Origin of the sequence: Pseudofrankia coriaricola (assembly GCF_001854805.1) — a bacterium.
In the GTDB taxonomy this organism is placed as follows: Bacteria; Actinomycetota; Actinomycetes; order Frankiales; family Frankiaceae; genus Pseudofrankia.
The window spans coordinates 1-25,354 of record NZ_MBLO01000006.1 but is presented as its reverse complement, the minus strand read 5'-3'; the positions used below and the strand labels follow the sequence as shown (position 1 = coordinate 25,354).

The 25,354-nt window shown below is 67.6% G+C and carries 22 protein-coding genes and 1 pseudogene; 10 read left to right on the top strand and 13 right to left on the bottom strand.

Annotated features, from left to right (window positions below):
• Positions 1 to 156: 156 nt before the first annotated feature.
• Positions 157 to 624, bottom strand: a complete 468-nt coding sequence (locus BCD48_RS01555) for a tetratricopeptide repeat protein (RefSeq protein WP_071046412.1) — start codon at positions 622 to 624, stop codon at positions 157 to 159.
• 719 nt (positions 625 to 1,343) lie between these two features.
• On the opposite strand from BCD48_RS01555, the gene BCD48_RS01550 reads away from it, so the two are divergent.
• From BCD48_RS01550 to BCD48_RS01520, 7 genes and pseudogenes are all read left to right on the top strand, one after another.
• Positions 1,344 to 1,919, top strand: coding sequence for a HEAT repeat domain-containing protein (locus tag BCD48_RS01550; protein ID WP_071046411.1), 576 nt, complete (start codon positions 1,344 to 1,346; stop codon positions 1,917 to 1,919).
• Between the two features lie 179 nt (positions 1,920 to 2,098).
• Positions 2,099 to 2,626, top strand: a complete 528-nt coding sequence (locus tag BCD48_RS01545; protein ID WP_241841436.1) for a transposase — start codon at positions 2,099 to 2,101, stop codon at positions 2,624 to 2,626.
• A gap of 373 nt (positions 2,627 to 2,999) precedes the next feature.
• Complete coding sequence (locus BCD48_RS01540; protein WP_131803703.1) at positions 3,000 to 3,359, top strand: nuclear transport factor 2 family protein; 360 nt, start codon at positions 3,000 to 3,002, stop codon at positions 3,357 to 3,359.
• A gap of 237 nt (positions 3,360 to 3,596) precedes the next feature.
• Positions 3,597 to 3,992: a matrixin family metalloprotease gene (locus BCD48_RS01535; protein WP_071046409.1), complete on the top strand. Its 396-nt coding sequence runs from the start codon at positions 3,597 to 3,599 to the stop codon at positions 3,990 to 3,992.
• A 33-nt stretch (positions 3,993 to 4,025) separates the two neighbouring features.
• A complete protein-coding gene (locus BCD48_RS50450) occupies positions 4,026 to 4,607 on the top strand; it encodes a hypothetical protein (protein WP_131803702.1) in 582 nt (193 codons plus the stop codon).
• 60 nt (positions 4,608 to 4,667) lie between these two features.
• Positions 4,668 to 5,606, top strand: a complete 939-nt coding sequence (locus tag BCD48_RS01525) for a GNAT family N-acetyltransferase (RefSeq protein WP_071046407.1) — start codon at positions 4,668 to 4,670, stop codon at positions 5,604 to 5,606.
• A 419-nt stretch (positions 5,607 to 6,025) separates the two neighbouring features.
• Positions 6,026 to 7,095, top strand: a pseudogene (locus BCD48_RS01520) (transposase).
• Positions 7,096 to 7,606: 511 nt separating this feature from the next.
• On the opposite strand, the gene BCD48_RS01515 reads toward BCD48_RS01520, so the two are convergent.
• From BCD48_RS01515 to BCD48_RS01465, 11 genes are all read right to left on the bottom strand, one after another.
• The gene (locus tag BCD48_RS01515; RefSeq protein ID WP_083418027.1) at positions 7,607 to 8,944 is read right to left on the bottom strand and encodes an ABC transporter substrate-binding protein; all 1,338 of its coding nucleotides are present in this window, start codon (positions 8,942 to 8,944) and stop codon (positions 7,607 to 7,609) included.
• A gap of 71 nt (positions 8,945 to 9,015) precedes the next feature.
• A complete protein-coding gene (locus tag BCD48_RS01510) occupies positions 9,016 to 9,279 on the bottom strand; it encodes an NAD(P)-binding domain-containing protein (protein WP_491677104.1) in 264 nt (87 codons plus the stop codon).
• Between the two features lie 5 nt (positions 9,280 to 9,284).
• Positions 9,285 to 10,007 carry a 3'(2'),5'-bisphosphate nucleotidase CysQ gene (locus BCD48_RS01505; RefSeq protein WP_083418026.1) on the bottom strand — a complete coding sequence of 241 codons (723 nt, stop codon included), beginning with the start codon at positions 10,005 to 10,007 and terminating at the stop codon, positions 9,285 to 9,287.
• The gene (gene cysN, locus BCD48_RS01500) at positions 10,004 to 11,932 is read right to left on the bottom strand and encodes a sulfate adenylyltransferase subunit CysN (protein WP_071046406.1); all 1,929 of its coding nucleotides are present in this window, start codon (positions 11,930 to 11,932) and stop codon (positions 10,004 to 10,006) included. Before cysN ends, BCD48_RS01505 begins: the two co-directional genes overlap by 4 nt.
• A 69-nt stretch (positions 11,933 to 12,001) precedes the next feature.
• Positions 12,002 to 12,937 carry a sulfate adenylyltransferase subunit CysD gene (gene cysD, locus BCD48_RS01495; protein ID WP_491677105.1) on the bottom strand — a complete coding sequence of 312 codons (936 nt, stop codon included), beginning with the start codon at positions 12,935 to 12,937 and terminating at the stop codon, positions 12,002 to 12,004.
• Between the two features lie 43 nt (positions 12,938 to 12,980).
• Entirely contained in the window at positions 12,981 to 13,739 is a 759-nt protein-coding gene (locus BCD48_RS01490; protein ID WP_071046404.1) for a carboxymuconolactone decarboxylase family protein, read from the bottom strand.
• Between the two features lie 37 nt (positions 13,740 to 13,776).
• The gene (locus tag BCD48_RS01485; RefSeq protein WP_071046403.1) at positions 13,777 to 14,811 is read right to left on the bottom strand and encodes a zinc-dependent alcohol dehydrogenase; all 1,035 of its coding nucleotides are present in this window, start codon (positions 14,809 to 14,811) and stop codon (positions 13,777 to 13,779) included.
• On the bottom strand, positions 14,808 to 15,584 hold the full coding sequence (locus BCD48_RS01480) for a sugar phosphate isomerase/epimerase family protein (RefSeq protein WP_241841435.1): 777 nt from the start codon (positions 15,582 to 15,584) through the stop codon (positions 14,808 to 14,810). Before BCD48_RS01480 ends, BCD48_RS01485 begins: the two co-directional genes overlap by 4 nt.
• A 26-nt stretch (positions 15,585 to 15,610) precedes the next feature.
• Positions 15,611 to 16,870: an MBL fold metallo-hydrolase gene (locus tag BCD48_RS01475; protein ID WP_071046401.1), complete on the bottom strand. Its 1,260-nt coding sequence runs from the start codon at positions 16,868 to 16,870 to the stop codon at positions 15,611 to 15,613.
• Entirely contained in the window at positions 16,867 to 18,138 is a 1,272-nt protein-coding gene (locus tag BCD48_RS01470) for a sulfotransferase family protein (protein ID WP_071046400.1), read from the bottom strand. The genes BCD48_RS01475 and BCD48_RS01470 overlap by 4 nt, the downstream gene beginning before the upstream one ends.
• The gene (locus tag BCD48_RS01465) at positions 18,129 to 18,935 is read right to left on the bottom strand and encodes an SDR family NAD(P)-dependent oxidoreductase (protein WP_071046399.1); all 807 of its coding nucleotides are present in this window, start codon (positions 18,933 to 18,935) and stop codon (positions 18,129 to 18,131) included. Before BCD48_RS01465 ends, BCD48_RS01470 begins: the two co-directional genes overlap by 10 nt.
• Positions 18,936 to 19,019: 84 nt before the next feature.
• Between BCD48_RS01465 and BCD48_RS01460 the strand changes: the two genes are divergently transcribed.
• A complete protein-coding gene (locus tag BCD48_RS01460; protein ID WP_071046398.1) occupies positions 19,020 to 19,952 on the top strand; it encodes an IclR family transcriptional regulator in 933 nt (310 codons plus the stop codon).
• Positions 19,953 to 20,701: 749 nt separating this feature from the next.
• The gene (locus BCD48_RS01455; RefSeq protein WP_131803701.1) at positions 20,702 to 21,358 is read left to right on the top strand and encodes a hypothetical protein; all 657 of its coding nucleotides are present in this window, start codon (positions 20,702 to 20,704) and stop codon (positions 21,356 to 21,358) included.
• 79 nt (positions 21,359 to 21,437) lie between these two features.
• On the opposite strand, the gene ctaD is transcribed toward BCD48_RS01455, so the two are convergent.
• Positions 21,438 to 23,198 (bottom strand): aa3-type cytochrome oxidase subunit I, encoded by a 1,761-nt coding sequence (gene ctaD / locus BCD48_RS01450; protein ID WP_083418025.1) that lies wholly within the window; start codon positions 23,196 to 23,198, stop codon positions 21,438 to 21,440.
• A 537-nt stretch (positions 23,199 to 23,735) separates the two neighbouring features.
• Here ctaD and BCD48_RS01445 point away from each other — a divergent pair.
• Entirely contained in the window at positions 23,736 to 25,205 is a 1,470-nt protein-coding gene (locus BCD48_RS01445) for a catalase (RefSeq protein ID WP_071046396.1), read from the top strand.
• Positions 25,206 to 25,354: the final 149 nt, after the last annotated feature.

Genomic DNA, 25,354 nt, shown 5'->3' with positions numbered 1-25,354 from the left:
TCCAATCTCGGACGCCCCGACACACTCCGTTGACCGCACATGGGCGTCAGAGCGTCCCGTCAAGCAGGACCGCCGCGTGTGCGGGCCCGGATGGGCCAGGATCTGTCGGCGATCCGGAGCTTCTGACTCATCCGGTGATGCTGGTAAGTCGCTGGTCTAGCCGACGGTCTCGTCGAGGGCCTCGCGGCAGGACACGGTCAACGGATGGTCATCGCCGAAGACGCGGCGCCTGTGTTCAAAATTTGCTGCGAACATCTCGCGGGCCTTGGGCATGTCGCCGACAGCGCGCGCAATGATCGCGACGTTGTATTCGGCGAGCAGTGTTTCCTGGTGGTCGTCGCCGACTGCTCGACGCAGCCGGGCAAGGAGGTCCTCGTAGAGCGCCACGGCGCCGGCGCCGTCCCCCTGCTGTTGCAGGACGCCTTGGAGGTTCAGCGTGGCGACCACCGCACGTGCGCGCAGCTGGTCCGCGCCGAGATGGTCGCGGGACCGGGTGAGCACGTCCTCGTATAGACCGCGGGCGGCCTGGAGGTCACCCTGGTGGCTCAGGTCGTTCGCACGCCGGATCTTCGCCAGCAGAGCGTCGGGGTCGGTCTCGGCGCCTCCTGGCTGAGCGTCGTCCACTGCGGCTCCCGTTTCAGCGGGTAACGGTACTGGAATGAATCGTCGCATCTCGCCGGGCTCCTGATGCGGCGTTTGGTGTGGCGGGTAGTGGGGCGCCGACTCTCAGCGGGGCGGGTCGACGAGGCCGGGCTCCATCGATGGGGTTGCCGCTGATCGGGTCCCACATCCGCCGTACCCTGTGGTCGTCGCCCGCGCTTACGAGCAGGTCCGTCGGGGTACCGGAAGCACAGAAGGGGCTGTTCAGGAGCCAAGTGATGGCGCCCTTGGCGGGTCAGACGCCCGCACCGCTTCGTCACCGCAGGCGCAGGCGCGACCTTCAGCGGATCATGAACCGCGTCACCCTACGCGGCGACATCCCGGTTGGTCCTGGGTCCATACCTGCCCGGTCGGGCGCACCGACCGCACCGTGAGCGGGAATGGGAGTGGCTGGCAGTAGCGCCAACCCGCGTCCGGGTCGTGGGTCGGCCGCTACTGGCGGAAGGTACCGCGGATTCGCGGTGACCAGCTCGTTCAGCCGCCGACGGACACCCCGTCCAGCCGAGTGAAGGGCTTCTCCGGCGGCTCGCCCCAGCCAGCCACCAGCTGGCCGGGCCGGTGGTGGCGGTTCAGCAGTCCGGCCGGCCCGCGGGTAGCTGGCCCAAGCGCGGCTGACCCGGGTGCGGCGCGGGTGAGGTGGAAAAGGGTTGGACTGCCTGCCGCGGCCGGGCTGCACTGGAACGATGAGCGGCCACGAGACCGAGCTCCGCGTCGTCGACGATTTCCTGCGGCGCTGGCGTGGAGCTCCGGTGAAGCAGCGGTTCAGGCTGGTTCCGGATATGCCCGTCGGCGCGATCCGGGTCGCGGCCATCCATCACTCCGACCCGTGGGTCCGCAGGGCCTGCCTGACATTCCTTGACCATCACGCCAATGACGCCTCGACGCGGACCTTTCTCGACGCGCTCGCCGACCCGGTGACGCCGGTCCGCCTCACGGCGCTGCACGCGGTGTCCTGCGAGCGGTGCCGGGACTCGCCGCTGTGCGTCGCCGACGTGGTGCCGACGCTCGCTGGCGCGCTGCGCGCCGACCCCAGCCCCGAGGTGCGGCACAAGGCGATCCCGATCCTGCTCGGGCTGGCGGACCGCGACCCGCGAATCTTCGAGCTGTTCGCCGACGCGGCCGACGACCCCGACCCGCTGGTAAGTGACGCCGCCCGCGCCGCGAGCGACGGCAGGTGGCGCGACGCGGCGCGCAGCCGACACGACGCCATTCGGCGTCGCCGGACCCGCAAGGGCAAGGCGCGTCCTGAGCGGTCGTGACGGTCTGTCGCGCGGATCGTAGTCGTGGTCGGCCTCGACGGGCGGGCATGGTCGAGTGATGGGTCGCTGCCGTCCTCGCCCGCCGGTCCCTGTCTCGGAGTTCACCGGGTTCCGGTTCCCACACGAGGTGATCACGCTGGCGGTGCGGTGGTACCTGCGGCTCGCGCTGTCCTTACGGGATGTTGAGGAACCTCTGGCCGAGCGCGGCATCGAGGTTGATCACGTCACGGTGTACAGGTGGGTGCAGCGCTTCACTCCGCTACTCCATCAAGATCGCAGGCCGGTGGCGGTACCTGTATCGCGCCATTGACCAGCACGGACAGGTCATCGACGTGCTCGCGAGCGAACGACGTGACCAGATCGCGGCCCGCCGGTTCTTCCACCGGGCCTTGGCCCACGGCCGCCGACCGGTCGAGGCACCACCGACAAGGCACCCGTCTACCCGCGGATCCTCGGGGGAACTGCTACCCGAGGCCTGCCACATCGACGCCGCCCGACAGAACAATCGGATCGAGTCGGACCACAGCACACTCAAAGCCAGACTACGGCCGATGAGTGGGCTGAAACGCTTGCGCTCCGCCCAGACCATCAGCACCGGGCACGCGCTTGCCCAGAACATCCGCCGCAGCCACTACGAACTCGCCACCGACACCGACCCACAGCCACGGCTTGCGACCGCGTTCGCCGAACTCGCCCGCACTATCTGAGCACCAGTCGGGCGGCGGCTCCGCAGCCCCGGCTCCTCTCGACGCAACAGACCCGGGCAATCTTCATTGATCTTCTTGCCCCGTGGCGCAGGTGGGGGCGGGGTGCGGTCTCGATGCCTCCTGCCGGGCTATCATTATCGCGTCTGAACTGTGCTGATCTGGGCACCGATCCGCCAGCGGGGCTCGGGTGGCGCGCGCCCATGTCGTCCGCTTGCTCCTGGTTTGACTGCCTCCGTCAAACCCGGCGCGGTTCACCTGTCATCGCGGGTCCGCCCAGCTCAGCGTCCTTGGCCGTCCGGTTGCACCCGCGACCGTCGACCCACAGGTCGTCCACGCCCTGCCAGGCTTACTCGACCTAATGAACCTCGACCTAATGAACGTTGCCTGGGCGGAACCCGACCAGCAGCGACGGATCGCCGTCCTCGAGCAGTGCCTGGCCCCCACGGTCACCTACACCACCCCGCTGGCGGCAGCCGACAGTATCGACGGCGTCGCCACCGTCATCGGGCAGGTCCGCGCCCAGTTCCCCGGGGTTCTCCCCGTGCGCACCACCGGCGTCGACCTGCACCACCGCCATGCCCGCTACGGCTTGGTCATGAGCGACGGAACCCAAAGGAACCCCGTCAAGGGACTCAACGTCATAACCCTCAACGAAGTCCCGCTCATCCAGTCCGTGACCACCTTCCTCGGCCCACCCCCACCCATCACCTACACCTACGGTGCCCCCGACTAAACGCTGAACCGGACGCACCTGCAGAGAGGATAGAGATCGTGTCTGACCGCCGTATGAGCCGCGTCTCCCAGACAAGCGCTGTCGTACTCTCGACCGCCGCGGCCTCACTGGGCTACGCCGCCGTCGACGCCGACCCTGCCGCCGCCTGGCCGTCGGGCTGCAAATGGGAACCACACAACGCCTACCTACTGGAACGACTCCTACAGCCAGGCCGGCTACGGCACCGTCTGGGACAACATGGCGCAGGTGTGGAACAACGAGAACACTCCCGTCGACTTCAAGAAGATAGGCGCAGGGTACGAGCAGCAGGCCGACATAAAGTTGGTAGCCGGCGCCTGGGGGGAGGACTACGAATGGTTTGGTAAGGCTATCAATGCCTATGTGTGCTCGGGCGGGCTCTACCCGAACGGAGTCCAGCACGTAGTAGCGTCGGTCAACCGCACATACACCGACGGCCGCTCGAACAATGAAAACAACGCCGTCCTCACGCACGAACTGGGGCACACGCTCGGGTTGGGGCACGTTTCCGGTACCTCGCCGGCGTCAATAATGTACATCAACATCGGCCCTGACTACCAGGGGTTCTGGACGCCTCGGGCTTACGATGTCAATGACATCAATGCGATCTACTAGGAATTTCAAGCGCAACCCAGAAAGGAACCTCCGATGGCCCTCCGCAAGCACATCCGTGTCTTGGCGCTTCCTGTTCTCTTTGCTGCCGTGGTCGGTTGCTCCGGTGGATCCGATCCTGGAGCAACGCCGAACTCGGAGGCCCAGGCGCGGCCGAGTTCTGACGCTCAGCAGCAGCCCGAGGGCCCAGGTGACGGGTTAACGCGACTCCGGGAGTATAACTCTATCGCGGAGCTGGCCACGTATTCGGACCTGGTAGTCCGAGTGCGGGGAGCCGCCAAGGTCGAAGAAGCCACGGTTTTCTCGATGCCCCACGTGATCACGAACTTCGATGTCGTTGAGGTGGTTCGCGGAAAGGCTCCTGACACCATCAGGGTCCGACAGGTCGGAAGCCCTGGGTCCCAGCACATACTGAAGGCCGACGGAGCCTACCTCCTCTTCCTGAGGGAATCCGAACAAGCCGTCGGCCAGTACGTGATCGTCGGAACCGTGGCTGGGATCTTCCGTGACGAGTCGGGAAAGGCCGTACGCTTGGACCCGGAGTCTCCGGACATTCCGAAGGAAGTGCAGCTGGACAGCTTGAGGGCCGAGGTTCTTGATGCGCCGAAGGCCGACTGAACGGGAGACCAGGCCGCGAAATGGTGCTTACGGTGAATCGACTGGTACTGAGAGGTACGCTTGGCTGCCAAGGCGCTGGACGCCGATTCGGATCAGGTGCGGGCCGCGATAGCGGACCGGTTCGGGCTGGCTGGTGAGGAGCTTTCCGATGACGTCAGGTTCGTCGAGGACCTGGGGTTCGACTCGCTTCAGATGCTCGCGCTGCACAACATCGCGGCAGACCTTGGTGCGGAGGAGGTAGGCGACGGGCAGTTCGAGACACTCGGCGAGCTGCGCGCATTGTGCCAGCCGGCGCACGGCCACGGCCGCGACGGTCCTGGGAAGCCCAATCCGAATGGCGCGGGTGGGCCGGGTGTGTGGGGTGACGCCACGTCGGCTACGCACGGGCGTGCGCCGCTGACGTCTCCGCTGTCGACGGCGGCGTTCGAGCTTTCCCAGCCCGGGCGCCCTGACCTTCCCTTTTTGTACGCCCTCGCCACGTCATCCGAGACCGGGTACCGGTGGCGGTACCACGGACGCATCCCACCGATGGAGAAGTTCGAGGCCGATCTGTGGCAGAACGTGCTTGCCCAGTTCGTCGTCCGGCGCCGGGCCGATGGCGAGCCGGTCGGCCAGATCGTCTGCTATGCCCCCGACCTTAACAACGGGCACGCGAGCCTTGGTGCAGTGTTCACCCCCCGGGTGAGCGGCTCCGGCCAAGCGCTCCAGGTCGTCCGGCTGTTCCTCGATTACATCTTCGCCAACTGGCGGTTTCACAAGATCTATCTGGAGATCCCCGAGCACAACTATGACGCCATACGCTCGGGTGACGGGAAGGCGTTCGAGATCGAGGTCCGTATCAAGCGCCACCTCTTCCACGGCGGGCGTTACTGGGACCAGCTGATCCTCGCCGTGACACGCGAGCGTTTCCAGGAGCTTCATAAGTCCGACACCGACCGCCCGTCCGCAGACGCTGAAAACAGAACCGGGTATGCGGGTCGAGAGCTCGGCGGGCGTTGAGCCGGGCGGCCTGGCGGGTCAGGTGGTCAAGCTCGGCGAGGTTGGGTGTCTGGTGGGCCGCCTCGGCATAGAGCCGTGCCGCCGTCGCCAGGTCGCTGTCGCGCTCGTGGAGGTAGGCCGCCTCCGCCGTGTGGCGGGACAGCGAGGCGTCCAGCGCCGCGGGCGCGGCCAGGCCGGCGAGCGGCCCGTCGGCCTCGCCGAGCTGCATACCTCGGCGGACGGATGGTTCGTATGGTCGCAACATGGTCGTCCAGCCGGAGCTCGAACCAGCTGTCGACGCCCTGAGCAGCACCGTTCCATGGTGCTGGATCTCAAGCGATAGATCCCGAACCGCATTCGCCCTGTGGGGTGCGGAAAGTCGGCCTGGGCCTGTGAGCTGGGACGATGCCACGGACCGGCCGTGGGCATGATGGTCAACCATGTCCGTACGCCTGCTCTACCTGGTCTTTGCTCGGATGTGTGGCTGGCTCGTCCTGCTCGGTCGATCGTCGGCATCGAAGGACATCGAGCCGCTCGTACTGCGGCACGAGGTCGCGGTGCTGCGCCGCACCCAGCCGCGGCCGCGATGGGACTGGGCGGACCGGGCCGTACTCGCCGCACTGATCCAACGGCTACCGAGACGGCTACGAACGCACCGGCTGGTCACCCCCGGCACCGTTCTGCGCTGGCACCGCCGCCTGGTCAGACGGAAGTGGACCTACCCCCGCCGGACCGGACGACCGCCGATCAGCGCGGAGATCACCGCGCTGATCGAACGACTCGCCACCGACAACACGACGTGGGGGTACAAGAGGATCCAGGGCGAGCTGCGCAAGCTCGGCCACCGCGTCGGCGCGTCCACCATCCGCCGGGTCCTGAAGACCCTGGGGCTACCTCCCGCGCCGGCACGACAGACCGGCACGACCTGGCGCCAGTTCCTACATACCCAGGCCTCGACGATGCTGGCCGTTGACCTCTTCCACGTGGACTGTGCCGTGACGCTGCGGCGTCTGTACTGCTTCTTCGTCATGGAGGTCGGGTCCCGATACGTCCTCCACCTCGTCGGAGTCACCGCGAACCCGGACGGGCCGTGGACCACCCAGCAGATCCGCAACCTCGTCATGGACCTCGGGGACCGGGCGTCCGACTTCCGGTTCCTGGTACGCGACCGCGCTGGACAGTTCACCGCCTCGTTCGACGCGGTCCTCGCCGACGCCAGCATCACCGCAGTCAAGATCCCGCCCCGAGCTCCCCGGGCCAACGCCTACGCAGAACGGTTCGTCCGCACGGTCCGCGCCGAGGTCACCGACCGCATGCGATCCTCAGCGAACGACACCTACGAACCGTCCTGACCGAATACACAGCTCACTACAACGGACGACGACCCCACCGCAGCCGTAATCTTCGACCACCGCGGCCCGACCACCCCATCGCCGACCTGACCACCGAACGGATCAAGCGCCAACCCGTCGTCGGCGGCTTGATCAGCGAATACGAACGAGCCGCATAAAAGCCCAGCTCATCCCGCAGGTAGCCGAGTTCCGGAACCCCACAGCCTTGTCGCTCGTCAGGGTTCGCGGCGCCGAGCGTCGTACCGTGCCTCTGCGGAGCGTCCTCAGCTGTCTGCAGCGAGCGCACGCCGGTCAGGACGATGCGCCCCCGCTAGTCCCAGCATTATTTGTTGCCATAACAATGAATAACTTGCGTCAACGTCACTGGCGTTGCATGGGCAAGGCGAAAGGAGGTCGTAGCCCCTTCGGGCCGGTCGCGGTCGCACTTCCGCGCCCTGCCTGCCGATTGCCCTCCGCCCTGCTCAGCGCGGTCGCGGCCGGCGGAGCCGATCGCGGGCACTTCCGGCACCCGGCCGTCGCTCATCTGGGCCAGCGGCGTCTTCTGCACGCGGTCCGCGAATGGGAGGCGTCTACAACCCGTGTCGACTCGTCGAGAACGGTCGGGTCGTGGGGGGCCGAAGGCGGGCAAGGCCCGTCGGATGTGGTCCGTCCTTCGGCCCCCACGAGCCGTCAGTCCGCGATCGGGGTGTTGCCGAGGACCTTGTATGCGGCGGGCTGACCCTTGTCGTCGAGCGTGGTCGACAGGCCGCCGAGGACACAGACAGCCGGGGTCGCCGGAATGGCCTTGCCGTTGCAGCGGAACTTCAGCCCGGCCGAGGCCGGAAGCTCGGTCTCCTTCATCGCCTTGATGGTGGAGGTGAGGGCGGCGGAGGTGATGTCACCGGAGATGCCCTGCGTCGCCGCCTGGAAGCCGGCCAGGATCATAAACATGATCATGCTGTCCTGGTTGCTGAGGTCGATGTCCTTGCCGTAGGTCTTGGCGACCGTCGCGTAGAGGTCCATCGACGGGCTGTCCGGGCCGATCGGCGTGGACGCGCTGATGACCATGTCTTTCAGCGTGCTACCAGGGATCGACTTGCGGGTGGCGTCGGTGATGCACTGCGAGATGGCGCTGATGGTGCCGGTGAAGCCGACGGCCTTGAGGCCGTTCATCGCGCTGATGCAGAACGAGTCACTGCCGGTGATGAAGACTTGGTCGGAGCCGTTGTCGACGACCTGCTGCATCTGGGGCGTCATGTCGGCGGTGCCGGGCGCGACGCGGAGGAGCTCGTAGCCGATGCCGGCCTTCTGGTAAAGCGGTGGCGCGATGTCCTGGGCGGCGCGCAGCGCGGCCGGGACGTCGACGACGATCGACGTGACCTTCTTGTTGCCCTTGTCCTTGGCGACCTGGATCGGCAGGTCAATGACGGCGAAGGTCAGGTTGGCCAGCACGAACGTCGTCTGGCTGGCGAGCAGCGACGGGTCGGTCGACCCGTAGATCATGACGGGGATCTTGGCATCGTTCAGCGGCTTCCACGCGGCCTCGACGACACCGGACGTACCGATCATGACGGCGGCGGCGCCCTTCTCGACCATCTGGTTGCCGCAGTCGGTGGCCTTCGACAGGTCGGCGAGGGTCTCACAGATCGTGATCTCGATCGGCCGCCCGCCGATCCCGCCCTTGTGCTCGTTGAGGTACTTGGCGGTCGCCTGGGCGACCCTGTTGTCGTTGGTGTGGTCGGTGTTCGGGCTGGGCCCTTCCGTGATCACACCGATCTTGACCGGAGTGCCGGTCGCCTTCGCGACCGGGCCGAGGACGCCGTCGGCGGCCGCGGAGCCGTTTGCCGGGGTGGCAGCGCCCTTGTCGTCGGAGCCGCCGCCACAGGCCGACACGAAGGCCAGGCTCGCGGCCAGGACGGCGACGCCGGCCAGCCGTAACCCACCCAGACGGGCAGACGACTGCGCGGATGTAATGGACCGGAATATCTGGGAGGCCGTCTGCCCGCCGGGTCTCTGGACGTGCGACATGCGTGCAACCTTTCGTCGAAACGAGTGACCGGGTTTGGTTGGAATGGCCGGCGACAGACCCCGGGAATGCCTCACGGTGACATGCCGGCCAGGACGCCGTCGGGCCGCAGGAGAACGTCCTCGACGTCGGCGTCGCCGACGACGCACAGACAGACGACGTCGCTGGACGCTCCCAGGTCGGCGGGTGTGGCGGCGACCTTCGCGGTGGTGTCGGCGAACGGTTCCAGGGACGCGGGCCTGCGCGCCCAGAGTGTCAGTGGATAGCCGTCCTCGACGATCCGTCGAGCCATGGGCCCGCCCTGGCTGCCCAGTCCGATAAATCCGACCCGGATCACGCAGTTCACCAGTCCCGCAGCGCGTTCAGGACCGCCTCGGCCAGCTCCGGGCGGCAGATGAGCAGGTCTGGCAGGTAGGGGTCGGGCTCGTTGTAGCGCAGCGGCGAACCGTCGAGGCGGGAGACGTGCAGCCCGGCGGCCGCGGCGACGGCGACGGGCGCGCAGGAGTCCCACTCGTACTGGCCGCCGGAGTGGGCGTAGATGTCGACCTGTCCGCGGACGACGGCCATCGCCTTCGCTCCGGCCGAGCCCATGGGAACCAGCGCGGCATCCAGTCGGGTGACGAGGTGGTCCACGCAGGCGGGCGGACGGGTCCGCGACACCGCGAGACGGATCGGGCCCACGGCCCGCGGGACGACGGCGGGAGGTCTGCCGGTGTGCAGCACGAGGTCGGCGGCGGGCAGCGCGACGGCGCCGGCGACGGGGCTGCCGTGGACGGCGAGGGCGACGTGGACGGCCCAGTCGTCTCGCGGGGGCTCTCCGTACTCGCGGGTGCCGTCGAGCGGATCGACGATCCAGACGCGGTCATACCCGAGCCGGGCGCGATCGTCGGTGCGTTCCTCCGAAAGGATGGCGTCGTCGGGACGAGCCTGTGCCAGGCGATCGAGCAGGAGCTCGTTGGACTGCTTGTCTCCGGCGGCACCGCCCTGGTCGCGGATGGTGAGCAGGAGGTTGCCTGCCTCGGCGGCGAGGGCGGCCGAGAGCGTGTGGTCGTCTATGTCGTTCATGCCTCGTCCGCCGGGGTGAGGTGGCCGGTGTCGCGGAGGTAGGTGACGACCTGCTCGGCACTGGTCTCGGGGGTCACCGCGCCGGAGGCGTCGAGGTGGATGTCGGGGTTGAGGGGCGCCTCGTAGGGGGAGTCGATGCCGGTGAAGTTGGTGAGTTCGCCGCGGCGGGCTTTGGCGTAGAGGCCCTTGCGGTCGCGGGTTTCGGCGACGTCGAGGGGGGTGTCGACGAAGACCTCGATGAACTCGCCGTCGGCGAGCAGGTCGCGGGCGAGTTGGCGTTCGGCCCGGAACGGCGAGATGAACGACGTCAGCACGATCAGCCCGGCGTCGGCCATGAGGCGGGCGACTTCGGCGATGCGGCGGATGTTCTCGACGCGGTCGGCTTCGGTGAAGCCGAGGTCCTTGTTCAGGCCGTGGCGGACGTTGTCGCCGTCGAGGAGATAGGTGTGGAAGCCCTGGTCGTGGAGTCGTTTTTCGACGAGGTTGGCGATGGTGGACTTGCCGGCGCCGGACAGGCCGGTGAACCAGACGACGGCGGGGCGTTGGCCCTTGCGGCTGGCGCGGGCGGTTTTGTTGACCTCGACGGCCTGCCAGTGGATGTTGTGGGCCCGGCGTAGGGCGAAGTGCAGGAGGCCGGCGGCGACGGTGGCGTGGGTGAACCGGTCGATGAGGATGAACCCGCCGGTGTGCCGGTTGGCGGTGTAGGGGTCGAACGGTACGGGCCGGTCGAGGTTGAGGTTCGCGACGCCGATCTCGTTGAGCTCCAGAGTCCGCGCCGCGGTGTGTTCGAGGGTGTTGACGTTGACCTTGTACTTCGGCTGCGCGATCGTCGCGTTGAGGGTGCGGGTGCCGAGTTTGAGCAGGTAGGGCCGGCCGGGCAGCATCGGCTCGGGGCTCATCCAGACGAGGTGGCACTCGAACTGGTCGGCGACCTCGGCAGGGCTGTCGGCGGCGGCGAGCAGGTCGCCACGACTGATGTCGATCTCGTCGGCGAGGGAGATCGTGACCGACTGGCCGGCGACGGCCTCGGCGAGGTCGCCGTCGGCGGTGACGATCCGCTCCACGGTGCTTTCCTGGCCGCCGGGCAGGGTGCGGACCCGGTCGCCGGGGCGGACCGTGCCGCCGGCGATCTGGCCGGCGAAGCCGCGGAAGTCCAGGTCGGGCCGGTTGACCCATTGCACCGGCAGGCGGAACGGGCCGGCGGCCGACGCGTCGTCGATCTGCACGGTCTCCAGGTGGCCGACCAGGGTGGGTCCGGTGTACCAGGGGGTGTTCGCGGACGGTGCGGTGATGTTGTCGCCACGCAGAGCGGACAGGGGGATGCAGGTGATGGCCTCGCCGTCGAGGCCGATCTGGGCGGCGAAGGCCCCGTAGTCCGTCTCGATGGCGTCGAAGACGTCCTTCGAGTAATCGACGAGGTCGAGTTTGTTGATCGCGAGCACGACGTGGCGGATACCCAGCAGCGAGACCAGGTAGCTGTGGCGGCGGGTCTGGGTGAGCACACCCTTACGGGCATCGATCAGAATCACCGCGAGATCCGCCGTCGACGCGCCGGTGACCATGTTGCGGGTGTACTGCTCATGCCCCGGGGTGTCGGCGACGATGAACTTACGGTGCTCGGTGGAGAAGAACCGGTAGGCGACGTCGATCGTGATGCCCTGCTCGCGCTCGGCCGAAAGCCCGTCGACAAGCAGCGCGAAGTCAAGCTCACCGCCCTGCGTGCCGACCTTCTTCGAGTCGGACTCCAGCGCGGCGAGCTGGTCGGAGAACACCAGCTTCGCGTCATAGAGCAGCCGCCCGATCAGCGTGGACTTGCCGTCATCGACGCTGCCGCAGGTGATGAACCGCAGCATCGACTTGTTCTCGTGCCGACGCAGGTACTCCTCGATATCGTCGGCGACGAGGTCATCGGTCGCATGCGCCATTTGTCCTCCCTTATTGGGTGGCCTCCGAGCATGCGAAAGAAGAGCATTTTCGCATGCTCTTCGGCCAGGTCAGAAGTACCCCTCGTGCTTCTTCTTCTCCATCGACCCGGACGAGTCGTGGTCGATGACCCGACCCTGACGCTCCGAACTCGTCGTGAGCAGCATCTCCTGGATGATCTCCAGAAGGGTCGCCGCCTCGCTTTCCACGGCGCCGGTCAGCGGGTAGCAGCCGAGCGTACGGAAACGAATGGAACGCTGCTGGGGAACCTCGCCGGGGTTCAGCCGCATCCGGTCGTCATCCACCATGATCAGTGTGCCGTCGCGTTCCACCACCGACCGCGGCTGCGCGTAGTACAGCGGGACGATCGGGATGTTCTCCTTGTGGATGTAGAGCCAGACGTCCAGCTCGGTCCAGTTCGACAACGGGAATACCCGCACCGACTGTCCCGGCCCCTTACGCGCGTTGTACAGCCGCCACAGCTCCGGACGCTGGTCCTTCGGGTCCCAGCGGTGCCGCGCCGAGCGGATCGAGAACACCCGCTCCTTCGCCCTCGACTTCTCCTCGTCACGGCGCGCGCCACCGAACGCCAGATCGAAGCCGTACTTGTCCAGCGCCTGCTTCAACCCCTCCGTCTTCCACACATCGGTATGCATCGCCGAACCGTGGTCGAACGGGTTGATGCCCTGCGCGAGCGCCTCGGGATTCTGGTGGACCAACAGGTCCAGACCCAGATCCCTGACAAGCGTGTCGCGGAACTCGTACATCGCCCGGAACTTCCACGTCGTGTCCACGTGCAACAACTGGAACGGCGGCTTCGACGGGTAGAACGCCTTCATCGCCAGATGCAGCATCACCGCGCTGTCCTTGCCCACCGAATACAGCATCACCGGCCGCTCGGACTCCGAGACGGCCTCCCGGAAGATCTGGATGCTCTCCGCCTCCAGACGCTGCAGATGCGTCAGATGACTCATGGCGCATACCTGCTCTCTCTCCGCGTAAACCACGCGGTGCGCGCGCGACGCCACGGTTCTCGGCATTGTGCTGACATCAGCTACTCTTCGCTGCCCACGCGGATTCGGCCGCGTCGTTCAGTGCCTCGCCCTTCGCGAACCCGTAGTAGACGGAGAACTGGAGCACGATCTCGTCCATCTCCTCCTTGGTGAGATCGCCGGAATGCAGAGCCGAGGAGACGTGGGTACGCAGGGGTGTGGGTGAGTCGTCGAGGGCGACACACGCCACGGTGATGATCCGCCGCTCCCGGCGGGTGAGGCCGGGTCGCTGCCAGACATGGCCGAAGACGAAGTTCAGGATGCCGGCGTGGCGGTAGGGCGAGGTGGGCGGCGGCGCCTGGGTGAGGTTGACGTCGACGAATTCCCGCACGCCCTCCTCCAGCCGCTTGTCCCAGTTGTTCTCCCCGAGCGTCTCGTTCGACAGCTCGGGCCACGGCTCCGGCTCCCGGCCGTTCTCGCGGGCGATCCGGGCCGACTGCTGGGCGATGACCATCTCGAGGTGGGACGCCTTGGGCCATCCGCAGTAGACGGCGAAGTGCAGGACGAACTCGAGCATCGTCTCGACGTCGAGGTCACCGCTGTTCAGCGCGGCATAGACCTGGTCATCGATGGGCCCCGGAGAATCCGCGGCGGCGACGCAGGTCAGCGCCACCCACCGCCGGTCGCGGCGGCTGAGCCCCGGCCGGGACCACACCTGGCCGAACACGAAGTCGCGGGTGGCGGCCTCGTAGGGAGTCGTGGCCGGCGTCGGTTCGCGGGTCGTCACCTCGCGGTAGGTCTGGTCCGCGTCGCCCATGTCGGGATCTCCTGCCCTCGTGTGTGGTGGTCGCCGGTCAGCTCATCCGGAGCGCGACGCGTACCGAGTCGCGGCCGGGAGTCGACCGGGTCAGGAGCGCGAAGGCATCCTCGAACTTCTCCAGCGGGAACGAGTCGCCAAGCAGTTCGGCGGTCGGTACCTCGCCCGCGTTGATGAGCGCCACGGCGCCGGCTGCGTCGAGGCCGGCACCGGGGTGCAGCGTGATGCGGCGGGTCGGGATCCAGTCGCTGTGGAATCCTTCGAGCGGGCGGTCCTTCATGCCGGCGATGACGACGTGGCCGCCTTTGTGGACGAGGTCCATGGCGAGGTTCACGGTCACCGGGTTGCCAGCGGCGGCGTCGATGACCACGTCGGCCATCTGGCCGCCGGTGATCTCGCGGACTCGTTCGACGGGGTCGGCGGCCTCGACGTCGATGGTGTGGTCGGCGCCGATGCGGCGCGCGCAGTCCAGACGGAACGCGTCCTTGGCCGTCCCGGTGACGATGACGCTGGCCGCGCCGGCCGCCTTCGCCGCGACGATCGTGGCCATGCCCATGTGCCCGGGCCCCTCGATGACGACGACGTCACCGCTCTTCACCGGCGCGACCCAGGTGACCGCGCAGCTCAGCGGCTCGAAGACGGTGAGCTGGTCGGCCGGGACGTCGTCGCGCAGCTTGTAGACCATCGAGCCGGGCAGCAGCTCCAGGTGCTCGGCGAAACCGCCATAGAGCCCGGAGCCCTCGTCGACGGAGAAGTCGTGCCCGTAGATGCGGTGCCCCTGCGGGGTGAACACAATGTCCCAGACCGCGACCCGGTCGCCCTCGGTGACGCCCCATTTCTCGGCGGCGGCCGGGGTGATCTTCTCGATGCGCCCGACGATCTCGTGGCCCGCGATGGAGGGGAACTCGCCGCCCCACGAGGTGTGGACGTGGCCGCGGAAGTGGTCGATGTCGCTGTGGCACAGGCCGGTGGCCTCGACGCGCAGGACAGCGCCGCCAGGCTGGGGGTCGGGGACGGGGAGGTCGCGTAGCTCCCAGGTCTCGTCGCCGTTGAACACGATCGCCCGAGTCATGGCAGCACCTTCTCCAGGAATGTGTTCGCCCGGTCGACGGCGCGACGGGTCGCGGAGTCGAGGCCCTCGGCCTCGACCGCCGGCCCGACGAGCTCGAGCTCGAAGAGGCCGGTGTAGCCGGTCTCGAGGACCGCGTTCAGAAACGTCTCGACGGGCATGTCGCCGTCGCCCGGCACGACCCGGGTCCCGGCCGGCAGCGGTCCGCGGTCGTGGGCGAGGACGTCGCAGAGCTGGGCGACCGCGAGGCGGTCGCCCACCTGGTGGACCGCCGCGGCCAGGTCGGGCTCACGCCAGCAGTTGCCGAGGTCGACGATGAGCGCGAGGCCGGTGCGGTCGGCGACCTCGGCGGCCTCGCCCAGGGTGTGCACGAACGAGCGGTTCCTGCGCTGCGTCGGTTCGATCGCAAGCCGGACGCCCTGGGAGGCGGCATGGGCGACGCAGGGCGCGGCCGCGGCGGCGAGCGCGTCAGTGAGCTCGTCGAACGACCGGCCAGGTCCAGCACCGGGCGTGATGTAGACGCATCCGCCGCGCAGCGCCGCGAGGTCGATGGCCTGGTTCACCTCCTCACGGGTTGCCTCCCAGGTCTCGGGCGCGCCGAGGTCGAACTGGTCGGCGATGAGGGTGGTGAGGCGCAGTGACCGGGAGGTGAGGGCATCGATCGCCTCGTCGCGTCCGTGGGCGCTGAGCTTGGCGTCGAGCACGCCCACGTGGTGCAGGTCGAGCGAGTCCCACAGGACCAGTTCTTCGGCGAACGTCCACGGGTAGGTGCACATCTCGCTCACTGACAGCCGCGGATGGATCATGAAAGTGCCTCTCGGATGTCGCGGATCTCGGCTTCGAGCCAGCGGACCTCGCTGAAGTTCTCCCGTCCGCTGCGCGCCAGCAGCAGTTCGTGAGCCTCCAGCTGCACCCGCAGGGCGACGGGATCCTTGGGTGTCTGCGAGAGGACGATCTCGGCGAAGTGCAGTGCCTCCAGCGCCCGGCCGGCCGCGAGGTGGGTCTCCGCCCGGTCGATCAGCGGTGCGGTGCCGCCGGCGAGCTCGATGAGCTCCTCATAGATCGCCGAGGGGGGCACGTCGTAGAGCTCGGTGGTCGACTCGTAGCGGAACCAGCCGGTGTGCTCCTCCCAGATCGCCCGCACGATCCAGGGGACCTTGCCGTGCCCCTGCGGRATGGCGAGCTCGGGAGGGAGGGTGATCTGGCCCATCAGCGTCCACAGGTCGACGCCGGCGTTCATGCCCCCGATCGTCCGGTCACGCACGTACTGGGTCGCGTCCCTCATCTGGGTCAGCCGCGTCCGGATGTTCTCGGCTCCCCGGATCGGCTCGCCATGACCTGTGATCAACAGGTCCGGGGCCAGGCCGATGACCCGGTCGACGGAATGGAGGTAGGCGATGGCACTGCGGATCTTGTCGCCGCGGACCGTGTACAGRTTCGGGATATGGCCGAACAGGGGTCCGAACAGGTTGCCGGTGAACAGGATGCGCTCGTCGGGGAGCCAGACGACCAGCGAGTCGGTCGTCTCCCCACCCGGCGTCGAGTACAGCTCGATCCGGCGGCCGCCGAGGGTGAAGGTGTGGCTGTCGAGGAAGGTGGTCGTCAGGACCGGCTCGGGCGGCTGGTAGGTGGGGTCGACCCTGGTGATGTCACGGTTCCAGAGCCGTCGGCTGCGGCGGGCGAAGAACGGCTGCAGCCGGTGGAAGTACTCCCGGACGTCCGGATGGTTCGCCTGCGCGATGGTCTCGATGCCCGGTGCGTCCAGCTGTGACCAGCCGCCGACGTGGTCCGGGTGGCCCTGGGTGAACACGATGACGCGCACCGGGTTGGCGCTGACCGCGGCGAACCGCGTCCTGATCTGGTCCGCCTCGTTGTACATACCGGTGTTGATCAGCAGGTCGCCGGCCGGGGTCGTGACGAGATAGCTGTTGGAGATGCCCTTCGACGCGAAGATGCCGTCGGCGAGTGGCACGGCGTCCTGGACGCCTTCGCCCTCCCGGACGATGAGCGCGTTGAGAGGCTGCTCCTGCGAGTCCGGGCTAATCGGGTTCTCCGCGCTCATCGGGTGCGGTCCTTTCCCACCTCGGGTCGGATCTGGAAGGCGTCCGTGTAGAAGGCGAACCGGTCGCGCAGCTCGTCCGCGTCGAGCCCGAAGTCGCCTTCCAGGTCGTAGACGACCCGGCCGCGCTTGCCGCGGGGGTGCGAGGCCAGGTAGTGCTCGATGTCCGCCCGGGTCTCGTCGGTGACCGTGAGGCCGGCGCGTTCCAGCACGCCGGCGGCCGCCTGGACGTCGTTACCGACGATCTCGTCGAACCTCAGCTCGACGAGCTGGCCCGCGGGCACCAGGTGCCGGTCACGCAGGTAACCGCGCAGCATCCGCTCTAGGCGGTCGACCCAGTAGGCGACATGGGCATCGATATCGGGCCGTTTCTGGCTGGTCTTCAGCGCGAGGCCCCGCATTGTCAACAGCGACTGGAGGGTCGCCACCGGGTCACGGTGGATCATGACGACGGTCGCGTCGGGGTAGGTCGTCATCAGCGGGATGAGTTGCTCGCTGTGTTGGTTCGACTTCAACATCCAGCGTTGCTCGCTGGGGAACTGCCAAGCGATCGTCCGCAGGACGTCCTTCATGTAGCGGTAGTGCGGCGTCTGGTCGTGGCTCAGGTAGTGGTCCCGGAAGCCGGGGACGTTCGCCATCCACTCCCACTGGTAACTGGCGAAGTCGGGCACCTGCAGCTCGTTCTCGCCGCAGGCGTGGTCCGGTGAGTGCTCGTGCATGGCGGCGAAGATCTCGTTGCTGCTCATCCGTTGCCACCGCGCGTCCGACCGCGTCCAGCGCGGGTCCACCCCGTCCGGCCCCGCCGTCTCGCCCACGCTCGGGGCCGGCTGCGCGGCCAGGTAGACCGGGAGATGCCGCAGCCGGCGGTCGGCGGCCAGCAGGTTCTCCAGATGGGTGCTGCCCGACCGGGGCAGCGCGATGACGTTGATCGGCCGCTCGATGGGCGCGTCGAGGCAGGCGGGGTGGTCGTCCCAGTAGCGCTGGATGAGCAGCCGGTTCGCCGCCGCCCGGACGCACTGGTCGACGAACGTCGCCTTGTACGTCCGCCACACGTTGGCGTCGGCCTCGACCTCGGCCAGCAGCAGGCCCAGGCGCTGGGTGAACTCCAGCGAGCCGAAGTCGTGCAGGCCGGTCTGCCGGCTGGCCCCCTCGAGCACCGCGTCGATGCTCATGTCGAGCGGCCGTGCCTCGTCGGCTTCCAGGGCGGCCCGTTCCGCCGGGTCGCGTGTGTCGTCGCGCATTCCTTCGACGCGCAGCACTTTTACGCCCATGGCGGCAGCTCCGTAACGTCGGTCTTTCCCGCGTTCGCCAACCAGCCGCCATCGACGACGACGAGGTCGCCGGTGTGATAGCGCGACCAGTCGCTCATGAAGTACACGCCGATACCCTCGAAGTCCTCGGCTTTGCCCGCTCGGCCTGAGGGGTTGTAGCGGCGGTTGCGGTCGAACAGGGGGCTGTCGACCGGGATCTGGACGGTCTCGCTCTCCGTGTACCCGGGGCAGACCACGTTGCAGCGGATGCCGTAGCGGCCGGCCTCGACCGCGATGCCACGGGACATGGCCGCCATCGCGCCCTTGGACGCGTTGTAGTGCTGCATGCCGGGGCTGCCGGTCAGCGCGGACAGGCTGGCGCAGAACAGCAGCGACCCGCCGGGGTCGCCCGCGTCGTAACGCCGCTTCATGTGGCGCGCGCCCTCACGCATGACGAAGAACGCGCCGTGCTGGTTGACCGCCAGCAGGTTGTGCCAGGCGTCGCTCGTCATCTCCGGGAAGCTGCGCTCCCTGCGCATCAGGCCGGCGTTGGCGATGACGCCGTCGACCCGGCCCAGCTCCTCGGCCGCCTCGGCCATCGCCTCGACGACGCGGGCCTCGTCGGAGACGTCGACCTCCTGCGCGAGCACGCGGTGGCCGAAGCCGGCCAGCTCCTTGGCGGCCTCGGCGTTCTTGTCCGCCCGTCGGCCCCAGATGACCAGGTCACCACCGGCCCGGGCGACACCCCGGGCGAAGGCCAGACCGATCCCGGCGTTGCCACCACTGACCACGACCACACGGCCCGTTAAGTCGAACATGTTGCATTGCTATAGCAAAATTTGCATTGCAGTCAAGCCCCTGGGGTGGCCCCGAAGCGCGTACCGGTCCGCTACCGTTGCTGTATGGCCCGGCCCGCGCCCGCGTCCGCCCGCGCGACGAACATCGTTGCCTTCCTCACCGCGCACCCGTCCCGTGGCTTCACGATCAGCGAACTCGTCGCGCACCTGGGCATGAACATCGCCTCGGCCCACGCCACCCTGGCCGTGCTGTGCGACTGCGGGTTCCTCATCCGGGACCCGGCGCATCGGACCTACATGCTCGGACCGGCACTGGCGGCAACCGGGTTCGCGGCGATCGAACAGAACCCGGCGATCGAAGCCGCGATCGAGCAGGCCGAGGCGCTCTCAAGCGAGCTCGACCTCGAGATCGGCGTCTCCGCCCTCGCGGGGCGCGACGTCATCTTCCTCGCCCGCCGCGGCCCGCAGCCACGCGCGACGAGCATCGGCTACCCCGGCGACCGGACGCCGCTGCTGGCACCGATCGGAGCGGTGTTCCTGGCCTGGGCCGACGACGACACGGTCGCCGCGTGGCTCGGCCGGGCCGCGCTCACCCCCGCACTCGAGGAGCTCTACCGAGGCGTACTTGCCGAGATCCGCGCCAGGGGCTTCAGCGTCCCGCTTCCCGCGATCGCCGCGCCCACAGTGGTCGACGCCATGACAAGGATCCGCGACGAGCCGACCGACGAGGACGCCGAGCAGCAGCTCACCGGCGCCCTCGCGAAGACCGACGAAATGCTGCTGTCCTTCGACGGCCTGGCTGGCTCGGACGAGATAGCGGTCAAGACCATCGCCGCCCCGATCTTCGACCCGATCGGCCGAGTCCTGCTCTCGTTGAGCATCACCGGACCCGAGCACCCGATCCAGATCGACCACATCCTGGAACTGGGCCACCGCCTGGTCCAGTCCGCCGCGATCGCGACACGCCAGGCACGCGGCCGCGTTCCGAGCCGCGACCTCCCCACCGCCACGGCGGCCGGCCCCACCCGCCGCCGCTAGGGACTTCCCCGCGGATCAGGGTGGTCCGGTAGCAGACCACGCCCCGAATCGAGTTCTGGCGCGCTACACCCACCGCAACGCTTCCCACCGGACGCACATCCGGTGGCCAGTTGCGGATAGTATCCGCTCGGCTTCGCACTGCGGTGTCAGCTGAGTCTACCCACGGCCCGATCATGTGCTGCGGGTGCAGTTTGCGCTGGCGATGGCTGGCCACGGTCCAGGTCGAAGGCTCGTCCTTCGCACTTGGAGGTAGGTCATGGACGTCAGGCAGGACATCGTGTTCAAGCGGTGCGGATGCACCGACGCCGTCACCGGCCGGCAGCTTGCCGGCCGCTGCCCACAGCTGGCGGAGCCGGGGCATGGCAGCTGGTACTTCGCCGTCCAGGTCACCACCAGCGGCGGCCGCAAGACCCGCTACCGCCACGGCGGCCACGCGACCCGCGAGGCCGCGGTCGCGGCCCGGCAGGCCATCCTCGCGGCGCCGGTCGACGAGGCCGCGGCGGGGGCCTGGACCGTCGGACGGTGGCTGCGCTGCTGGCTGGCGCAGTCCGAGCCGCGTCTACGGCCGTCCACGCTGCATGGTTACCGCGACCACGTCGACCGCTATCTGATTCCCGCTTCTCGGCCGGATCGCCCTCGCCGATCTCACCTGCCAGCGGCTGCAGCGGTGCTTCGACCAGCTGGCTCGCCGGCGTACCCGCGCCGGGATGCTGATCGCGCCGTCTACCGTGGACCGGATCCGTGCCACCTTGCGCTCCGCCCTGAACACCGCCGTGCGCGAGGGCCTAATCGCCAGCAACCCGCTCCCGCAGATCCGCCTCCACAAGCCGACCCGGCCGCATCCAGTCATCTGGACCGATGAGCGTGTCGCCGCCTGGCGCAGAGACGGTGCCCACCCACCCGTCGCCGTCTGGACCCTACGACAGATGATCACCTTCCTGGCCGGCATCGAGGACGACCGGCTCGCCCCGCTGTGGTGGCTGATCGCGCTGCGCGGCCTGCGCCGCGGCGAAGCCGCAGCCCTGCACCACGAAGACCTCGACGCCGGCGCGTGCGAGCTGACCGTCACCCACCAGCTGCTCGCCCTGCCCGGCGAGCTGTACTGCGGGCCGCCCAAGAGCCGAGCCAGCAACCGCACCATCACCCTCGACCAAGCCGGCACCCGACAACTCGCCGAGCACGCCATCGCCCAAGCCGTCGACTCGCTACACCACCAAACGGCCGAGCAGCGTCGCAGCGACACCCGCACCCACACCGGACCCGGCTGGCAACACGGACGGAGGTGCTGTTCATCCCCCGGACCAGCCGTCTCACGCTGCTCATACCGTTCCTGTGGGTGTTCCCGGGGTCGATACGTCGGGACCGAGCACGCGAAGGTGCCCCGGGGCGTGCGGGGTGACCGTTAACGCCGACTGCCCTTCCAGGTCCACGCCGACGGCGACGCGGTCGCGGGCATCCCGGCCGAGATTGTCGTGCATCGGCATGTCACGGCTGCTCGTCCGGCCGAGCTGACCCCGCGGGCCAGGCCGGCGGTCCGGCGTGCTCCGCGAGGCTGGGTACGCCCTCGGCCGGCAGCTGTTCGGCGGGACGTTGACCTGCCTCGGCGCCGGCCGGGTGGTGCAGGTCGAAGGCCGGGCGTTCGGAGCGGATCCGCGGCAGCGACAGGAAGTTGTGCCGGGGTGGCGGGCAGGAGGTCGCCCATTCGAGCGAGTTCCCGAATCCCCACGGGTCGTCGACGCCGGCGATGGGACCTTTCCGGTAGGACGCCCAGACGTTGTAGAGGAACGGGAGCGTGGAGACACCCAGGAGGAAGGCGCCCGCGGTAGAGATGGTGTTCAGCGTCGTGAAGCCGTCGCCTGGGCCGTAGTCGGCATACCGGCGCGGCATGCCCTGCATGCCGAGCCAGTGCTGGACGAGAAACGTCAGGTGGAAGCCGAAGAAGACCAGCCAGAAGTGGACCTGACCGAGCCGGTCGTTCATCATCCTGCCGGTGACCTTCGGGAACCAGAAGTACACGCCGGCGAACGCGGCGAACACGACCGTGCCGAACACGGTGTAGTGGAAGTGTGCGACCACGAAGTAGGTGTCGCTGACGTGGAAGTCGATCGGCGGGCTCGCGAGCAGCACCCCGGTAAGGCCTCCTAGCAGGAAGGTGACCAGGAAGCCGAGGCTGAACAGCATCGGCGTCTCGAAGGTGAGCGAGCCGCGCCACATCGTCCCGATCCAGTTGAAGAACTTGACCCCGGTGGGCACGGCGATCAGGAACGACGTCGCGGCGAAGAACGGCAGCAGGACGGCGCCGGTGACGAACATGTGGTGTGCCCACACGGCGAGCGAGAGCATGCCGATGCCGATGGTGGCGAAGACCAGCCCTTTGTAGCCGAAGAGGGGCTTGCGGGAGAACACCGGGAGGATCTCGGTGACGACCCCGAAGAAGGGCAGCGCGATGATGTAGACCTCGGGGTGCCCGAAGTACCAGAACAGGTGCTGCCAGAGGATCGCGCCGCCGTTGGCAGCGTCGAAGATGTGCGCGCCGAACCGCCGGTCGGCCTCCAGCGCCAGCAACGCGGCCGCCAGTGGTGGGAAGGCGGCGATCACGAGTATCGACGTGACCAGGAAGTTCCAGCAGAAGATCGGCATGCGGAACATCGTCATGCCGGGTGCCCGCAGGCACAGCAAGGTTGTGATCATGTTGACGGCGCCGAGGATGGTGCCGGTGCCGGAGACGACCAGCCCCGTGATCCACAGATCCCCGCCGACGCCGGGTGAGTAGGCCTTGCTGCTAAGCGGGGTGTATGCGGTCCACCCGAACGCGGCCGCTCCGTCGGGAGTGAGGAAGCCGGAGATCAGCAGCAGGCCGCCGAACAGGAATAGCCAGAACGACAGAGCGTTCAGCCGCGGGAAGGCGACGTCGGGGGCGCCGATCTGCAGGGGGATCAGGAAGTTCGCGAACCCGAACGCCAGCGGCGTCGCGAACAGCAGGAGCATCAGGGCGCCGTGCACCGTGAAGAACTGGTTGTACTGGTAGTTGGAGAAGTACTGGAGCCCGGGCCGCGCCAGCTCGGCCCGCATCATCTCCGCAAGCACCCCGGCGAAAAGGAAGAAACCGAACGAAGCGACCGTGTACATGACGGCGATGTCCTTGTGGGACGTCGTCCGGATGTACTCCAGGAAGTTCTTCCGCTGCCGGACGTGCACCGACTCGTCAACATCGAGCCCAACCGCCCGCTCCTGCACAGCCGTCACCGGGGTTCCTCTCTGGGATCCTGTGCCGCCACCGGCCCGTCTCCGGGTCTGTGGGCCGACAGAATAGTGCAGCCTGGCGGATCACCATCGCGGCCGAGTCGGGCTTGTTGACATAAGGTCAGTTCGGTCGGATATGCGGGCAACGTTCGCGGGGATATCAGTGAGGCCGCGCGGCCGTGCGCGTTTTGGTGCATTAGTTCTTTGCGCGGAGCGGACAGAGGGCGCCCGCACGGCGAGCAGTGCCTGTCTGGAGTGCCGCCGCCGAGGGATGCCTTGGAACGCCGAAGCTCTTCCCCACAGCGAGGCCGTGGCCAATATGGATTCCAGCTGGGACGCCTGGTCGACGCCCTGTGTCGTCCGCCAGTGCGCTGCTCGAGCCCGAGGGTATCGCGAAGAAGATTCTTGAGATAACCCGGATGGGACGATACCGGAACAACTATGGATGCCTGCCCGCGCCCCAACGCTAGGGCGGACTCAGAGCGGCCCCCGCGCTATCCTCCAGGCGAAGCGAATCTGCTCTGCGGTAGGGAGATGGGGATGCCTAACCGACGGCCCAACACCACCACTGACGCCGGTGCGCCCGTGGCCAGCGATGAGTACTCGCTGACCGTCGGCCCCGGTGGTCCGAACCTGCTGCAGGATGCCTACCTGATTCAGAAGCTGGCTCACTTCGTCCGTGAACGCGTGCCCGATCGCGTATACCACGTCAAGGGCGGGGGTGCCTTCGGCTACTTCGAGGTGACCGCCGATGTCACCCAGTGGACCAAGGCCGCCTTCCTCGCAAAAGTAGGCAAGCGGACGCCGATGCTTGCGCGATTTTCCTCGGTGGCCGGCGAGGAGGGTTATCCGGATACAGACCGCGATGTCCGTGGCTTCGCCCTCAAATTTTACACCGAAGAGGGCAATTACGACCTTGTCGGCAACAATACCCCGGTCTTCTTCGTGCGCGACCCGATGAAGTTCCCTGACTTTATTCACTCGCAGGAACGTATGCCCGACAGTGGCCTGCGCGACAACAACATGCAGTGGGATTTCTGGACACTCTCTCCGGAGTCGGCGCATCAGGTGACAGTCCTGATGAGCGACCGGGGAACGCCGCGCACGTGGCGCAACATGAACGGTTACAGCAGCGACACCTACATGTGGGAAAACGCCGCAGGCGAGAAATTCTGGGTGAAATACCACTTCAAAACCGAGCAGGGCATCCAGAACATGACCGACGCCGACGCCAAAGCCATGCGCGCCGAGGACCTCGACTACCACCGGCGTGACCTTTGGGAGGCGATCGCCCGCCAGGATTACCCGTCATGGCGCCTCGAGATGCAGATCATGCCTTACCAGGAGGCTGCGGACTACCGCTTCAACCCCTTCGACATCACCAAGGTATGGCCACACGGGGACTACCCGACGATCCCGATCGGCCGCATGGTGCTCAACCGCAACCCCGAGAACTTCTTCGCCCAGATCGTGCAGGCCGGGTTCGACGTGGCGAACTTTGTCCCGGGCATCGGCCCCAGCCCGGATCGCATGGTGCTGGGCCGGATGTTCGCATACGGCGACTCGAACCGCTATCGCACCGGTCCGAACTATGAACAGCTGCCGGTCAACCGGCCCCTCAACGAGGTGCACAACTACAACAAGGACGGCCCGATGCGCTACGAGCACAATGGGAACCAGCCCGTATATGCGCCGAACAGCTACGGCGGTCCGACGGCCGAGCCGCGGCGCTACCGTGATCCGAGCTGGTTCGTAGAATCTGCCGAGATCATGCGCACGGCCTACCAGGCGCACAAGGACGACGACGATTTCATCCAGCCCGGCACACTCTACCGGCAAGTGCTGACACCGACCGATCGGGACCACCTGGTCCGCAACATCGCCGGGCACCTGAGCCAGGGCGTGGAACGCTTCATCCAGGAGCGCGCGGTCAAGGAATACTGGGCCAAGGTCGACCCCGATCTCGGCGCGCGTGTCGCCCACGAACTGGGCTTGGTCACAGTACGGTAGCCGTGAACGATGCAACTAGCTCGGCTAGTGTCTCGTGATTCTGTTTCGTTTATGTGGTCGTTCGGCTAGAATGGCGAGGTGGAGCTAACGGCGGATATGCGGTCGGAACTGCTGTCCATGGTGAATGACAGCGACGTTCCTGCGAATGT

What these genes read in the sequence shown, in the direction of transcription:
- BCD48_RS01480 (WP_241841435.1), bottom strand. Translation starts at nt 15,584, where the DNA reads ATGTGCACCTACCCGTGGACGTTCGCCGAAGAACTGGTCCTGTGGGAC.
- BCD48_RS01535 (WP_071046409.1), top strand. Translation starts at nt 3,597, where the DNA reads ATGGCGCAGGTGTGGAACAACGAGAACACTCCCGTCGACTTCAAGAAG.
- BCD48_RS01465 (WP_071046399.1), bottom strand. Translation starts at nt 18,935, where the DNA reads ATGTTCGACTTAACGGGCCGTGTGGTCGTGGTCAGTGGTGGCAACGCC.
- cysN (WP_071046406.1), bottom strand. Translation starts at nt 11,932, where the DNA reads ATGGCGCATGCGACCGATGACCTCGTCGCCGACGATATCGAGGAGTAC.
- BCD48_RS01550 (WP_071046411.1), top strand. Translation starts at nt 1,344, where the DNA reads ATGAGCGGCCACGAGACCGAGCTCCGCGTCGTCGACGATTTCCTGCGG.
- BCD48_RS50450 (WP_131803702.1), top strand. Translation starts at nt 4,026, where the DNA reads ATGGCCCTCCGCAAGCACATCCGTGTCTTGGCGCTTCCTGTTCTCTTT.
- BCD48_RS01485 (WP_071046403.1), bottom strand. Translation starts at nt 14,811, where the DNA reads ATGACTCGGGCGATCGTGTTCAACGGCGACGAGACCTGGGAGCTACGC.
- BCD48_RS01505 (WP_083418026.1), bottom strand. Translation starts at nt 10,007, where the DNA reads ATGAACGACATAGACGACCACACGCTCTCGGCCGCCCTCGCCGCCGAG.
- BCD48_RS01470 (WP_071046400.1), bottom strand. Translation starts at nt 18,138, where the DNA reads ATGGGCGTAAAAGTGCTGCGCGTCGAAGGAATGCGCGACGACACACGC.
- BCD48_RS01460 (WP_071046398.1), top strand. Translation starts at nt 19,020, where the DNA reads ATGGCCCGGCCCGCGCCCGCGTCCGCCCGCGCGACGAACATCGTTGCC.
- BCD48_RS01490 (WP_071046404.1), bottom strand. Translation starts at nt 13,739, where the DNA reads ATGGGCGACGCGGACCAGACCTACCGCGAGGTGACGACCCGCGAACCG.
- BCD48_RS01515 (WP_083418027.1), bottom strand. Translation starts at nt 8,944, where the DNA reads ATGTCGCACGTCCAGAGACCCGGCGGGCAGACGGCCTCCCAGATATTC.
- BCD48_RS01445 (WP_071046396.1), top strand. Translation starts at nt 23,736, where the DNA reads ATGCCTAACCGACGGCCCAACACCACCACTGACGCCGGTGCGCCCGTG.
- BCD48_RS01540 (WP_131803703.1), top strand. Translation starts at nt 3,000, where the DNA reads ATGAACGTTGCCTGGGCGGAACCCGACCAGCAGCGACGGATCGCCGTC.
- BCD48_RS01545 (WP_241841436.1), top strand. Translation starts at nt 2,099, where the DNA reads ATGTTGAGGAACCTCTGGCCGAGCGCGGCATCGAGGTTGATCACGTCA.